We start from the raw sequence: 13698 nt of genomic DNA, 5'->3' as shown, positions 1-13698 counted from the left end.
GCGGTTCCGGACCGTGGGAGACTCGCCCCCATGAACGGCAAGTCGACCACCACGCGGACGAAGTTGGAGAGGGGCCGCAGCGCGCTCGGGCCCGCTCTGGAACTGGTCCACACGGGCCGCGCTCCCACGCGCGCCGTGCTGACCTCCGAGCTGGGTGTCACGCGCGCCACCGCCGGCGCGGTGGCCGCGGAGCTCGAAGCGCTCGGGCTGATCAGGGTCGACTCCAGCCCGGGCTCCGCGGCCGGTTCGCAGGGCCGCCCCTCGCACCGGCTGGCCGTCAGGGACAGTGGGCCGGTCGCTCTCGCCGCCCAGGTGCACGCCGACGGTTTCCGTGCCGCGCTGGTCGGCCTCGGGGGCAGGATCGTGGCCACCGCACCCGGCTGCGTCGCCGTCATGGCCGACCCCGCACAGGTCCTCGGCGAGGTCGTCGAAGCCGGAGCCGAGCTGCTGCGCGACAGCGGGTTGCGCTGCGTCGGCGCCGGACTGGCCGTCCCCTCCGCCGTCGCCGAACCCGAGGGCACCGCCCTCAACCCGATGCACCTCGCCTGGCCGGCGGGCGCCCCGGTACGGGAGATCTTCTCCGCCCGCGTCCGCGCGGCCGGCATTTCCGGGCCTGCGTTCACCGGGAACGACGTCAACCTCGCCGCCCTCGCCGAGCATCGGCACGGCGCGGGGCGCGGTGCCCAGCACCTGCTCTGTGTGGCCACCGGCCACCGGGGCGTGGGTGGCGCCCTCGTCCTGGACGGCCGTCTGCACAGCGGCAGTTCGGGCCTCGCCCTGGAGGTCGGCCATCTCACGGTGAACCCCGAGGGCCGCCCCTGCCACTGCGGCGGACGCGGCTGCCTGGACGTCGAGACGGACCCCCTCGCCTTCCTCACCGCGGCGCACCGGGAGCCGGGTCCGGAGGAGTCGCTCCTCAAGCAGTCCGGCGACCTGCTGCGCACGGAGTACGGCGACCCGTGTGTACGGGCCGCCGCGGAGGAGCTGATCGACCGCCTGGGTCTCGGCCTGGCCGGACTGGTCAACATCCTCAACCCGGACCGCATCATCCTCGGCGGCCTGCACCGGGACCTGCTGGAAGCCGACCCCGAGCGGCTCCGTGCGGTGGTGGCCGACCGCAGCCTGTGGGGCCGCAGCGGCAGTGTGCCGATCCTGTCCTGCTCCCTCGACCACAACAGCCTCGTGGGCGCAGCCGAGCTGGCCTGGCAGCCCGTGCTCGACGACCCACTGGCCGCCCTCGCCTGACCCGCGCCCGGCCGGGCGGGAACAGGGCCGCGGGAGCGGAGCGCGGCAACTGCCCCGCGGGCGTGGTCCGTCCGAGCCCGCCCGGGCGACCGTGACGACGAGGCGGACGCGGTTCGCCGCCGTCGCCGGCATCCGGTCCCGCCGTGGGAACGCGTCCGGAGCCCGTACGGACCGGTACGGGGAGCGGTACGGGACCGGACTCACCACGGCCGGCCCGGGGGATGCAGGGGGACGCACCGGCTGACCGCGCCGGGCGGACCGGTCGGCCCAGGGCCCCGTGGCATGCGGGAGCGCGCCGGCCACTCGTGGTCGGCGCGCTCCCCTCGGCTCGGTGTGCCGCTCCGGTCAGCCGACGACGGCCGACCGGGCGCGCGTCTCCACCGCCGCGGGTTCCAGGTGGATCCCGGGCCCGGAGGCGAACGGGCCGTCGGTCATCGACCCGTACACCGGGAGAGGATGCAGAGCGGTGGCGAAGGAGGGAGCGGGGAGGGTGAACCAGACGACCTTCCCCGCGTCCGAGCTCGGTCGTACGCCCCAGCTCTCGCTGACAGCGGCGATCAGCGCCATTCCCCGCCCCGAAGTGGCGGAGGAGTCGGCATCGCACAGGGTCGGCAGCCGGGGGTCGTGGTCGTGGACGGATACCGTCAGGCGGTCGAGCAGCAGCTCGATCTCGACGGTGCACGATTTGTCCGGCTGTGCATGCCGGTGGACGTTGGTCAGCAGTTCGGTGACGCCGAGCGCTGCCTGGTCGATCAGAGGATCGAGATGCCAGTAGCGCAATTGCGCCGAAATGATTCTGCGGACCTGACCGATCCGCGACGGCAGGGCCTGGAGCTCCACCGCGCAGTGCCTGCTTGGCTCGCTGATCACGGCTGCGACTCCCCGAAATAGGTCCGGAAGAAGACGAAGGGGCGGATCCAGCAGATGGCTGACTGCTGTTTCTGGTCGGGTGATGCGTGGTCCGCCCTGTGTGGTCCCGGCGGAGCGGCTTGCGCCGTAACCGCCGGTACATCATCAGTGACGTGTGACCAGCGTGACTCAGGGGGTTGCGCTCCGCAACTCGCGGTGTCCGCGCGGACCCGTTGCGTCAGCTTCTTCGGGCGCCCGCGCCCCGCAGCGCCTCCAGGAACCGGCGGACCGGGGCTGCCCCGCCCGGCCTGCGGTTGCGCTGTCCCATCGTCAGCCGGTAGCGCACCCCGTTGATCCGCGCGACCGCGGAGTCGGCGGCCAGGAACCACCGCTTGCCCGCGCTCACCGAGCTCACCGGGGCGCTGTCGATCTCCCGGCCGTCGCTTCTCAGCAACGCCAGCCGGCCGTCCTTGACGATCACCCGGCCGGCCCTGGTGAACGAACGGGCCCACCGCTCGATCCTGACATCCGTCGCACTGAACTCAGTTTCGGTCATGGCGACTTCACCCCCCTTGTCCCGACTCCTGAGGGAAATTCTGCCCCGGACGGGGCCGCTTGCACCAGACCACATCGGTGCGCGGGCCATCGGATCGCCACACCGGTCGTGCGTCCCTCGGACAGCTGTGCAAAGGCAGGGCTATGGGTCATCAAAGCGATCGTTTGTGCAGGTGGGGGGAATATCGTGGTGGATCCGGAGCACGGCCGTCACGAGAAGGAGACCGCTGATGGACACCAATGAGCACGGACGTGACGGCGGGGTGCTGGAGACGGTGGACATCGACCGCAGCGATCCGGACTACCGGGCCTGGCTCAAGGAGGCGGTGCGCAAGGTCCAGGCGGACGCGAACCGTTCCGCGGACACGCACCTCCTGCGCTTCCCGCTGCCCGAGCAGTGGGGCATCGACCTCTACCTCAAGGACGAGTCGACACACCCCACGGGCAGCCTCAAACACCGGCTGGCCCGTTCGCTGTTCCTCTATGGACTGTGCAACGGCTGGATCCGCCGGGGCAAGCCGGTCATCGAGGCGTCCAGCGGCTCGACGGCCGTCTCGGAGGCGTACTTCGCGAAGCTGATCGGCGTGCCGTTCATCGCGGTGATGCCCCGCACCACCAGCCCCGAGAAGTGCCGGCTGATCGAATTCCACGGCGGGCAGTGCCACTTCGTGGACGACGCCCGCAGGCTGTACGAGGAGTCCGCGGCCCTCGCGGCCGAGACCGGCGGCCACTACATGGATCAGTTCACCTACGCGGAGCGCGCCACCGACTGGCGCGGCAACAACAACATCGCCGAGTCCATCTACCAGCAGCTGAGACTGGAGAGGTATCCGGAGCCCGCCTGGATCGTGGCCACGGCCGGCACCGGCGGCACCTCGGCGACCATCGGGCGCTACGTCCGCTACATGCAGCACGACACACGGATCTGCGTACCCGACCCGGAGAACTCCTGCTTCTTCGACGGCTGGACCCGGCACGACCCACTGGCCACCAGCGACTGCGGTTCACGCATCGAAGGCATCGGCCGGCCCCGGATGGAGCCGAGCTTCGTGCCCGGCGCCATCGACCGGATGATGAAGGTCCCGGACGCGGCCACCGTCGCCGCGGTCCGCGTCCTGGAGCGCGCTCTCGGCCGCAGGGCGGGCGGCTCGACGGGCACCGGGCTGTGGAGCGCGTTCAAGCTGGTGGCCGAGATGGTGGAGGGGGGCAGCACCGGCAGCATCGTCACGCTGTTCTGCGACCCGGGCGACCGCTACCTCGACAAGTACTACTCGGACAGCTGGCTGAGCGAGCAGGGCCTGGACATCCAGCCGCACACGGCGACGATCGACCGCTTCCTCGCCACGGGCACCTGGTCCGCCTGACCCTGCCTGACCCCGTCCGCCCCGCTCCCGGCGACCGGATCCCGGGCGCCGGGAGCGGCGGCCGCGGCTATTCGTCGAGCAGCGTGTCGAGCACCCGGCCGAAGACCCGGCGCCCCGCGGTCGCGAGCAGCGGATCGCCCCAGCGGGGCAGCAGTCGTACCCGCAGTTCCTCGACCCAGATCACGTGGGACCCCGTGCCGGTCGGACGGACATCGATCGAGGCCCGGCCCCGCACCACGGAGCCGCGCTTCTCCAGCTCGCACAGCCCGGCCCTGCCGGCGGCCGGCGGTGTCCACCGCACGACCTCCATCGGATCGTCGAAACCGAGCGGTCCGAGGCCCGTGCGGGCCACGAACAGCGTGCCGGTGCGGGTGGGCGGACCTGTGGGGACGGTGACCGAGGTGAACGGAACAGTCCCGCCATGCCGCTCCCAGTCGGTCACCCGGCGCCAGCTCTCGGCGGCGGGGAGGGAGGTGAAACGCTCGATCCGGAAGACGGCCACGTCACGATCCTAGGACGTCTCCCGCTCCGCGTGGTGCGGAGCGGAACACGCCGGGCCCTACGCGTCCGGTGATCCGCCCGCCACGACCAGGCCCGGCAGATGCTCCTCGATCTCCTGGCGGGCACCGTCCGGCAGGCCCGCGTCCGTGACGAAGCTGTCCACCTCGTCGAGCGCCGCGAAGGAACTCAGGCCCACCGTGCCCCACTTGGTGTGGTCGGCGACCACCACGACCCGGCGCGCCGCCCGGACGAGGCGGCGGTTCGTCTCGGCCTCCGCGAGGTTCGGCGTCGAGAGACCCGCCTCGACCGAGATGCCGTGCACCCCGAGGAAAAGCACATCGAAGTGGAGCGAGTCGATGGCCCGGTCGGCAACCGGACCCACGAGGGAGTCGGAAGGCGTACGGACCCCGCCGGTCAGCACCACCGTGGCCGCCCCGGCCCGCGGGCCGCCCGCCGCAGTCGGCCGCTGCGCGTCGTGGAACACATCGGCGACCCGCACCGAATTCGTCACCACGGTCAACGCGGGTACCTCCAGCAGATGCCGGGCCAGCGCGAACGTGGTCGTGCCGCCGGAGAGCGCGATCGCGCTGCCGGGCACCGCCATCGCGGCCGCGGCCCGTGCGATGTCCTCCTTGGCGCTGAGCTCCAGCGTCGACTTCGCCTCGAACCCCGGCTCGTGCGTGCTCGCCTCGACCACCGGGACGGCCCCGCCGTGCACCTTCTCGATGACACCCTGACGCGCCAGTGCGTCCAGGTCCCGCCGGATGGTCATGTCGGAAACGCTCAGCTTGCGGGTCAGCTCGTTGACCCGGATCCCACCGCGCCTGCGCACCTCGTCGAGGATGAGCGCACGCCGCTGCTCCGCGAGCAGGTTCTGGTTCTCGCTCATCGCCGGCCCCGGCCCTTCCCTCGGTCGCACGGTCCGGCAGCCGCCTGCGGGACGCCCTCATCCTGCCACGCACCCCCACGGGCCCCTTCACTGGGGAGATTCGGTGAGAGCGGTGTGCTGGACGCCTCCCGTCCGGGATGGTGGTGACTGCGCGTCAGCCCGGGATGCCCGTGCGGCGCCCCGTCCACTTCCCGCCGCGGCCCGGACGCCGCCCGGACCAGAGAGCGAGTCACCGCATTGGCCCCTGCACCCCAGGTCCCGCAGAGCTCCGGGGCGGCGCTGGAACTGCTCGTCCACGGCGTCGGCGGAACCACCCCCCAGGAGATGCTCGGCGACCCCCGCACGACCAGGATCACCGGTGACACCACGGCCGCCGTCTACCGGCGCACCGAGGACGTCGCGGCCGAACAGCACCCCGAGCGCCACCAGGAAGGGCCCGTCGCCGAGGCCTACTGCTGGTCCAACCTCACCTCCGGCAACGGCTCCCGTGCCCTGTGGCTCCTGCTGCTTCCCTTCATGGTGGTCAACCTCGCCCACTGGATGCGGCCCACCGCCCGGGGGCGCACGGCCGCGGTCCGGCTGTACGGAGCGGTGGTGCGGCTCCTCGCCCTCAGTCTCACCGTGCTGCTGACCGCTGCCGCCTGCGAGGTGGCCCTCGACCTGTTGGCCTGGCAGTGCGCGGGCGTCGCCGAGTGTTCCGGGCGGAGGTCCTGGCTGGGCTTCCTCGCCACGGAACAGGGCGGCTGGTGGTCCCAGCCCGGGCGCCGGCTCGCCGTCGCATCGGTGGTGCCCACCGCCCTCGTCGGGCTGCTCTGGTACCTGTCCAACCGCACCTGGAGCGCCTACGAATCGCAGCGTCCGCTGACCCTGGACGACCCCGGTGGCGACGACGGGACGCCACCCGTGCGGTCCGGAGCCCCCGTGGTCCGCCCCGCCCTCGGCAGGCCGGGCTTCTGGTACGGCCGCAGGCTGGTGGCCCGGCTGCGCGCCGCGCACACCGCCGCCGGCTTTCTCACCGTCGCCGCAGCCGTCGGGGGCGCCGCCGCCCGGCACGACCGCGCCGGCACCGGTCCCGTACCCGCGGTGCTCGGTGGGCTGTTCGAGGCGGCCCTCGTCCTGTGCGCCCTCGTCGTCGTCGCCGTGGTCTGCCGCCGGGGCCGCAGCGAGCGACGCCTCGACAACCGGCTCGACCGTGCCGTCATCAGCTTTCTCCCTCCTGCGGCGCTCCTCCTCCTGGTCGCCGGAGTGGTGTTCGCCGCCTGGTCGCGCCCCCGCTGGGTGTCCGCCGGCACCCTCCCCGGAGAGACCGCCTTCCGTGCCCTCACCCTCGGCCAGGGCACCCTCGTCGTCGTGCTCGCCGCCGTGGCGCTCAGCCTGTACCGGCGCACCCCCGAGCCACGCACGATCCTTCACGGCCTCGGCGGCCCCGCCGTCGCGATGCTCGCCTGCGGGCTCGGCGGCGTGATGACCGGAGGCGTCGCCCAGCGCGTCGCCGACTGGCTCGACGGCCCGGGCACCCCCGGCATGGGCAGCGGCTCCGCGATACAGGGCCCGCCGGTCATCCTCAGCTGGCAGGCCTCCGTCATCCCGGTCCTCCTGCTGCTCCTGCTCGTCCCCGTCACCTGGCTCGTCGTCCGCACCGCCCGGCAGGCCCGCCGACTCGGACCGGCGATCGAGGCCGAGTACGAACCGACGCGCTCCGACCCCGTCCGCACCCGGCGGATCGCCCGCGCGAGGGCCACAGCCGCGCTCACCGACTCCGCACCCCGGATCATCGGACTCGTCTCAGGCGCCACGCTCCTGCTCGGTGCCGGAGCGTTCGCGGGGTCCTGGCTCAGCGGTGAGGTTCCCGGTCTGGCGATGGACGGCACGAGCCCTGCCGTCGAATCGCTCGCCGAAGCCGCCCAGTCGACCGGCTCGTGGATGATCGGGTTCGGCTTCATACTCTTCGTCACCTGGGGACGTCGTGCCTACCGCGACGTCTCCGCCCGGCGCACCATAGGAATCCTCTGGGACGTGGGCACGTTCTGGCCACGCGCCGCCCACCCCTTCGCACCGCCCTGCTACGCCGAGCGGGCCGTGCCCGACCTCTCGTCCCGGATGTCCGCCTGGACGGGCCGCACCCGCGGTCGGCTCGTCATCTCGGGACACTCCCAGGGCAGCGTGCTCGCAGCGGCCGCCGTCTGGCAGCTGCCCGACGCGGCCCGGCGCCGGGTGGCGCTGCTCACCTACGGTTCTCCGATCGAACGGCTCTACGGGCGCTGGTTCCCGGCCTACTTCGGCCCCGGCCCGCTGGACGGGCTGCACCGGTCCGTCCACTGCTGGCGCAACCTGTGGCGTGCCACGGACCCGATCGGCGGGCCCGTGGGCATCGACGAGCGCGGAGGCCCGGAGATCGACCGGGGCCCTCTGAAGGACCCGCTGGTCTACGGCCGCACCCCGGAACACCCGCTGCCCGAACCGATCCTGGGACACTCCGACTACCAGGCCGATCCGGACTTCGCCGTGCAACGGGCCGCGCTCCTCGAGCGGCTCGGGCCCGTCCTGCCCCAGCAGGCCGGTGCGGAGGCTCAGGGGAGCTCGGGCAGGTCCTCCGGATAGAGCAGGGTCAGGTCGTCCGTGCTCGGCTCGGCGAGCTGGGCGACCCGGCCCGCGTGCCGCTCGACCATCGACTCGAAGGTCTGGCGGGCCGTCCGGCCGTTACCGAACGCCGGGCCCTTGGGAAGCGCGGTGAAGTACTTGAGCAGCGCTTCCCCGGACCCGTCCGCCAAGCTGTACTCGTGTTCCTCGGACTGCTGCTCCACGATCCGCAGCAGCTCCTCGGGAACGTAGTCGCTGAAGGTGATCGTCCGTGAGAAACGCGAGGCCACACCCGGGTTGACCGTGAGGAAACGCTCCATCTCGTGGGTGTAGCCCGCCACGATCACCACCACGGCGTCCCGGTGGTCCTCCATCAGCTTCACCAGCGTGTCGATGGCCTCCCGTCCGAAGTCGCGGCCGGAGTCCTCGGGCGACAGTGCGTACGCCTCGTCGACGAACAGGACTCCGCCGCGCGCCCGGTCGAACGCCTCCTGGGTGCGGATGGCCGTGGACCCGATGTGCTCGCCGACCAGGTCGACCCGGGACACCTCCACGAGATGTCCGTGCTCCAGTACACCGAGCGAGGCCAGGATCTCGCCGTACAGCCGGGCCACCGTCGTCTTGCCGGTACCGGGGGAACCGGTGAAGACCAGATGCCTGCGCACCGAAGCGGCCTTGAGGCCGGCCATGCGGCGGCGGCGGCCCACCTCGATCATGTCGGTCAGGGCCCGCACCTCGCGCTTGACACTGTCCAGGCCCACCAGCGCGTCCAGTTCACCGAGGACGGCGCCCGAGTCCCGTACCGGCTCGGCCGGACGCTCGGCGACGGGCTCCGCCGCCCGCTGCACCGGCATGGTGCCGAGCAGCCCGGGCGACGACTGGGCCGCCGTCAGGACCTTCGGTGCCGGGGGAGCGGCGCCGAGCAGTCCGCTCTCGTCGCTCGTGCAGTCCTCCACGACCGGGCCGCCGGTACGTCCCTCGCCGTGCAGGGCCCCGCCGTCGGCGAACTCGTAGCCGCCGCGGGCACACCGCTCCGTACGGCAGTGCGTCAGGGTGGACCGGCAGCCGTCCAGTACGTGGAAGCCGTACCCCTCGCTCCCCGTGACCCGGCAGCTGTTGAAGGTGCCGCGGCCCTCGGCGGAGACGTAGAAACCGGCTTCGGCCGGCGAGGTGACCGTGCAGCGCTCGATCACCGGGTCGGCGCCCTTGGTGACGATGACCCCGGTCTGCGCCGCATCGATGGTGCAGTTGTTCAGGGTGCCGCCACTGCCGTGGTCGCGGAACCACGCCCCGGTGGACGCCTCACGGATCCGGCAGTCGTCGAGCTGCGCCGTGGCCCCGTCGCTCACCGAGACCGCCGTGTTGCGGATCTGGGAGAGATCACTGTCCACGACGTCCGCGCGCGAGCCGCGGTCGAGGACGAAGAGGGCGTCGGGCACGTCGTGGACGCGGCAGGAATCGAGTATCACCGTCGCCCCGTCGCTGACCCAGACCGCCGGATAGTCACCCGTGCTGTCGTGGATCTCGCACTGGTTGGCATCGACACGGGTGCCCGGGTCCCAGACCGACAGGCCGTTGCGGCCGAACCGGCGGACGGTGGACCGGGTCAGGGTGAGCACCGACCGGGACCGCAGATCGACCGCGTTCTCCGGTATGTCGTGGATGTCGCAGTCGGCCAGTGTGAGGACCGCGTCGGTGTCCAGCGTGACCCCGTCCGCGGACGTGCGGTGCACGGTGCAGTCGGTGAGGTGCGCGGAGCCCCGGGCCGTGACCTGCACCCCGCTGCCCTTGATCTCGTACACCTCGCAGCCCACCGCCTCCAGGCCGCTGCCCTCACCGGTCACGCTCAGACCCGCCCCCGACGCGTGGTGGACGCGGCAGCGATCCAGCCTCGGATGTGCGCCGTCGCGCACCGCGATGCCGGACTGTCCGGCCGAGACGACCTCGCACTCCTCGAACACGCCCCCGGCACCGTCGAGTACGGCGATTCCGACCCCGGCCGGGTTGTCGACGGTGCAGCGGCGCACGGTGGGCCTGGCGGCCCCCCGTACCTCGATCCCGGCGGCCGACCTGGTCACGATGCGCAGATCCGACAGCTCGGGCGCGCCTTCCTCCACGAGCAGGGCGGGGGCAGCCGAGTCCTGCCCCTCCACATGGAGGTCCTGGATCACCGCGGAGGCGCGGACGGTCAGGGGGACGCCGTCGGCCGGTGCGATCCGGACGGATCCGGCGGAGCCCTCGGGCCCGCGCAGCGTCACCGCGTGGTGGATGACGAGATTCTCCCGGTAGGTGCCGGGGGCGATGGTGAGGACGTCACCTTCGGTCGCGGCCTCCAGGGCAGCGGTGAGGGAAGCGTATTCGCCCGTGCGGCGCCGCCATCGCGATGTGCCGGTGTGCGTCACCTGGACCGTGCCCTGTGCCATGGTGCTGCTGTGCCCCCACCTCGTGCCGTGTGCGCTGCCTCGTGCCTGCCCGCATGCCGTGCGACTGCCGGTGCTGTCCGGTCCGGTCAGCACCGGGTCCGCCTGCCGAGGAGAGTCGGGCGGGCCGGTCCACCGTAGCGCGCGCGGCGGACGTGAGTTGACGGGTCTGCCGCGCATGAACCCTCTTCAGGAGCCCCGCGCAGCGCCCGGGACCGGACGCCGCACACCCCGGGGTCAGCTTCCCGTACCCGTTCTGCCCCAGTCGGGACCTGTTTCGGCCCAGGCCTCGGCGAGCCGCGTGTACCGCCGTTGCATCATGCGCCATACGACCAGCCTGCGGGCGGATTCCACCAGACCGGCCGCCAGCAGCGTCACTCCGACACCGGCCAGTACGGCGTGCGTGTGCGCGGTGGACGCGTCCATGGGGCGCAGCGCCGCACGGCCCGTCTCGTCCGTCCAGATCCGAATCCGGGCGCCGGGAGCGGTGACGCGGGAGGCCGTCGCCACCCTTCCCGTACGGTCCGTGCCGTCCGGCGCCTTCCACCGGGCCACGACCGAGGTGGGTGTGGTGTCCTCCGCGACCGCGCGCTCGGGGTCGTGCGCGAAGCGGGGCGCACCGGAGTCTTCACGGATCACGACGGCCGTGGTGAGGTGGCGCTGAGCGTGCTGGGCCCGCACCGTCCGCTGGAGAGCGTCGTCGGTGAGCGTGCCGCACAGCCGGCCGAGCGTCGGGGCCGCGACCAGCATCAGCAGGAGCGCGACGAGGGCCACCCAGGCCTCGTGACGATCAGTGGGCCGGCACAGGGGATTGCGCCGCCACCGCCGGATTCCCAGAACTGCTCGCACAGCCACGCACCCCCTTCCGTATCCGTCATAGCCCGATACGGCCCCGATTGCACACCGGAGCGGCGAAGAGAGAGCAACCTCACTCCGCCAACGCCCCTCCGCCTCCCGCGGGTTGACCCGGGCGGTCCGAGGGCCGGGCCTGTCGGGCGAGGACCCGCACGGGGTCGCCGACCCGGATCACACCGGTCCCCTCGGGGATCAGGTTCTGGCCGAAGTGCAGACTCTTCCCGGACCGACGGTGACGCGCGAGCGTGCGCAGGGGCTCCCTGCCCCGCTCCGCCGTCCGCTGGTCGGTGGTGGTGACGATGCACCGTCCGCACGGCTTCGCCACGCGGAAGGCGACCTCCCCGATCGCGATCCGCCGCCAGCCGTCCTCGGCCCAGGGCGTAGTGCCGTCCACGACCGCGTTCGGCCGGAAACGGCTCATGGGCAGCGGTCCCTCGTCCGCGTACTCGCCCTGCGCGATCAGCGAGTTGAGCGCGTCCAGCGAGGCGCGCGCGGTCAGCAGCAGCGGGAATCCGTCGGCGAAGGAGACCGTCTCGCCGGGGCGGGAGTACGCCGGGTCGATGGACCTGCGGTGCGACGGCTCGTCCAGGTGGACGAGCCGGACCTCCGCACCGAGGCGCGCACCGAACCAGGCGTGGGCGGCCCCGGCCGCCTCCACCACCTCGACCTCGCTCCCGAAGAGCTCCGCGAGGACGGTGGCGGCCGGGTCGGGCACGTCCACGGTCAGCGGCTCGCTGCCGGGCGCCGCCAGCACCACCCCGCCGCCCGGCGACGGCGTTGCGGACAGCGTGGCCAGGCGGGGCAACTGACGCTGTGTGACGACCCGGCCCTCGCTGTCGATCAGCATCCAGCGGCGGTCGCCGTCGAGTCCCCATGGCTCGACGGCGGCCTCATCGGTCGTGCACGCGGTCAGAGACTTGACCGGGTGGATGTGGATGGCCCTGAGTACGGGAGTAACCATGCATCCATCCTGCCGTCCGCCCCTGACGGCGGGCTGCTTCGCCCCGCTCAGTACCCCCGGCCCTGGTACGGACGGTTGTACGGCTCCTCGTACGGAGACGGCGCGGGTGCCGGCCTCGGAGAGGCCGGGCGCATCGCCTCGTAGCCCGTCCCGGGCCGCGGCTGCTGCGGCGGCTGCTGGTAGCCACGGGGCGCGGCGGGCTGCTGGGGGATGTAGGGGGCCGGTGCGTGCTGCAGCTGCGCGGGCTGCATCATCGGCGCCTGCTGCATCCCGGCGTTCTGGTACTGCGGTTGCGGTGCCTGCTGCGGGTAGCCGTAGGACCCGTTGTGCTGGGACGGGGCGGCGGGCAGGGCCGGAAGCGCCGACGGGAGGGCCGGCAGGTAGCTGCTGCCGGTGTCGTAGGCGGCCGGGACTCGGATCGGTGCGATCTGAGGGGTACCCCGCTCGGCGACCAGGGAGTCGTAGATCGGGGTGTCGGGGAACGACGGCGCGGCGTAGTAGCCGCCTCCGTAGGCGGAGCGAGGGGAGGTCATGACACATAAGTTAAGCCCACGATGTGCTGGTTGGGGAGCCCCAATCTTGGGGTTATCCGTTTTACGCTGCTTTTGTCGGCCCGACCTGCCGCGTTATTGTTAAAGCCTGCGTTAACAGCGGGTGCTTTTCCGCTGGAGGGCCTGGCTGACAAGAAGTGGCGGGTGGGCTACAAAGGGCGACATTCGCGTGGCGCACGCCCGCTCCGGGCGGTGCGGGACGCGGGTCCGCCGCCTCCGCCACGCGGATCGACACGGCCGTGGGCCGGCACGACCGAGTCCCGCGGCCCCGCCACGGCACGTCCCGTTCCCGCGTCCCCCACAGGCTCTGCGCGCGCCCTCCATACCTACGCCCACCTGCGGGTAGCCGTCGTTCTGGGCCGGTGGGCCCGAGGTGTGGGCAGGGGCAGTGCAACCGGCCCCGCGGCTGCCCCGGCCCCGGTAGCGGGCGCGCATCCAGTCGGCCCTCCTCTGCCCACGAAGGCTGCCCGGCCGCAGCGGGACGGGCGGAGGCGATCCCGGCTGCCGGGGCTGCGCCCCACCCGCACCCGGACCTTGCGGGCCTGTTCGGCGCCTCGCAGTTCCGCCGCTGCGCGGAGCGCGCGACGCGGGCGGAATGATCTGCGGCGTCGAGGCGCAGCACCCGTTCGTCGAAGGGGGGGGCGGCCATGGCGGGGCCGCCGGATTTCGCCCGCGGCCATGTTCGGTATGGTGTCCGGAGAGATCGGACCGAAGGATCGGCAGAACCACTTCCCTCTGGATCTCGACGTACATCCAGCCGAGTTGGAAGAGTTCCGTGCGTTCAAGACCCGGCCGCCGCGGAGTTCGCGCATGCGACGTAACGGCCCGGTCGCTGATCAGCCGTCTGCTCTTTGATCGGTTTCGGTGAATGCATGAGCGGCCCGCGGGTCTTCGACGCGAGAAGTTCACCGTTCCTCAGGCCGTCGTC

11 protein-coding genes are annotated in these 13698 nt (G+C 72.4%); 3 read left to right on the top strand and 8 right to left on the bottom strand.

What is annotated here, in order from left to right; genetic code table 11:
* Nucleotides 1–30 precede the first annotated feature (30 nt).
* Nucleotides 31–1245, top strand: a complete 1215-nt coding sequence (locus OG927_RS02850) for an ROK family protein (RefSeq protein ID WP_056795030.1) — start codon at nucleotides 31–33, stop codon at nucleotides 1243–1245.
* A gap of 345 nt (nucleotides 1246–1590) precedes the next feature.
* Here OG927_RS02850 and OG927_RS02845 read toward each other — a convergent pair whose 3' ends face one another.
* Together OG927_RS02845 and OG927_RS02840 are read right to left on the bottom strand one after the other, a co-directional pair.
* Complete coding sequence (locus OG927_RS02845; protein WP_199862690.1) at nucleotides 1591–2115, bottom strand: ATP-binding protein; 525 nt, start codon at nucleotides 2113–2115, stop codon at nucleotides 1591–1593.
* Nucleotides 2116–2332: 217 nt separating this feature from the next.
* Nucleotides 2333–2650: a hypothetical protein gene (locus OG927_RS02840; RefSeq protein ID WP_056795022.1), complete on the bottom strand. Its 318-nt coding sequence runs from the start codon at nucleotides 2648–2650 to the stop codon at nucleotides 2333–2335.
* A 229-nt stretch (nucleotides 2651–2879) separates the two neighbouring features.
* Between OG927_RS02840 and cds1 the strand changes: the two genes are divergently transcribed.
* Nucleotides 2880–4013, top strand: a complete 1134-nt coding sequence (gene cds1, locus OG927_RS02835) for an L-cysteine desulfhydrase Cds1 (RefSeq protein WP_330319644.1) — start codon at nucleotides 2880–2882, stop codon at nucleotides 4011–4013.
* Nucleotides 4014–4080: 67 nt separating this feature from the next.
* Here the strand turns inward: cds1 and OG927_RS02830 are convergent, their stop codons facing one another.
* Complete coding sequence (locus tag OG927_RS02830; protein WP_056795015.1) at nucleotides 4081–4515, bottom strand: SRPBCC family protein; 435 nt, start codon at nucleotides 4513–4515, stop codon at nucleotides 4081–4083.
* A 57-nt stretch (nucleotides 4516–4572) separates the two neighbouring features.
* Nucleotides 4573–5403, bottom strand: coding sequence for a DeoR/GlpR family DNA-binding transcription regulator (locus OG927_RS02825; RefSeq protein ID WP_056795011.1), 831 nt, complete (start codon nucleotides 5401–5403; stop codon nucleotides 4573–4575).
* A 237-nt stretch (nucleotides 5404–5640) separates the two neighbouring features.
* Here OG927_RS02825 and OG927_RS02820 point away from each other — a divergent pair, with 237 nt between their 5' ends.
* Nucleotides 5641–8004 carry a hypothetical protein gene (locus tag OG927_RS02820; protein ID WP_330319643.1) on the top strand — a complete coding sequence of 788 codons (2364 nt, stop codon included), beginning with the start codon at nucleotides 5641–5643 and terminating at the stop codon, nucleotides 8002–8004.
* Here OG927_RS02820 and OG927_RS02815 read toward each other — a convergent pair.
* The 4 genes from OG927_RS02815 to OG927_RS02800 form a co-directional block, all read right to left on the bottom strand.
* Nucleotides 7974–10406, bottom strand: a complete 2433-nt coding sequence (locus OG927_RS02815; protein ID WP_209471068.1) for a right-handed parallel beta-helix repeat-containing protein — start codon at nucleotides 10404–10406, stop codon at nucleotides 7974–7976. The genes OG927_RS02820 and OG927_RS02815 overlap by 31 nt on opposite strands.
* 234 nt (nucleotides 10407–10640) lie before the next feature.
* The gene (locus OG927_RS02810) at nucleotides 10641–11252 is read right to left on the bottom strand and encodes an Rv1733c family protein (protein ID WP_330319642.1); all 612 of its coding nucleotides are present in this window, start codon (nucleotides 11250–11252) and stop codon (nucleotides 10641–10643) included.
* Between the two features lie 79 nt (nucleotides 11253–11331).
* On the bottom strand, nucleotides 11332–12219 hold the full coding sequence (locus OG927_RS02805; RefSeq protein WP_056794996.1) for an MOSC domain-containing protein: 888 nt from the start codon (nucleotides 12217–12219) through the stop codon (nucleotides 11332–11334).
* A gap of 47 nt (nucleotides 12220–12266) precedes the next feature.
* Nucleotides 12267–12752, bottom strand: coding sequence for a DUF6643 family protein (locus OG927_RS02800; protein ID WP_124283135.1), 486 nt, complete (start codon nucleotides 12750–12752; stop codon nucleotides 12267–12269).
* Nucleotides 12753–13698: the final 946 nt, after the last annotated feature.

The sequence above is a fragment of the Streptomyces clavifer genome (assembly GCF_036345975.1).
Classification (GTDB): Bacteria; Actinomycetota; Actinomycetes; order Streptomycetales; family Streptomycetaceae; genus Streptomyces; species Streptomyces clavifer.
The sequence above is the reverse complement of the archived record's forward strand: the minus strand, read 5'-3'. Positions and strand labels throughout refer to the sequence as shown.

Coding starts and splice junctions, on each gene's coding strand:
- OG927_RS02850 (WP_056795030.1), top strand. CDS start 31: ATGAACGGCAAGTCGACCACCACGCGGACGAAGTTGGAGAGGGGCCGC.
- OG927_RS02840 (WP_056795022.1), bottom strand. CDS start 2,650: ATGACCGAAACTGAGTTCAGTGCGACGGATGTCAGGATCGAGCGGTGG.
- cds1 (WP_330319644.1), top strand. CDS start 2,880: ATGGACACCAATGAGCACGGACGTGACGGCGGGGTGCTGGAGACGGTG.
- OG927_RS02825 (WP_056795011.1), bottom strand. CDS start 5,403: ATGAGCGAGAACCAGAACCTGCTCGCGGAGCAGCGGCGTGCGCTCATC.
- OG927_RS02815 (WP_209471068.1), bottom strand. CDS start 10,406: ATGGCACAGGGCACGGTCCAGGTGACGCACACCGGCACATCGCGATGG.
- OG927_RS02805 (WP_056794996.1), bottom strand. CDS start 12,219: ATGGTTACTCCCGTACTCAGGGCCATCCACATCCACCCGGTCAAGTCT.
- OG927_RS02800 (WP_124283135.1), bottom strand. CDS start 12,752: ATGACCTCCCCTCGCTCCGCCTACGGAGGCGGCTACTACGCCGCGCCG.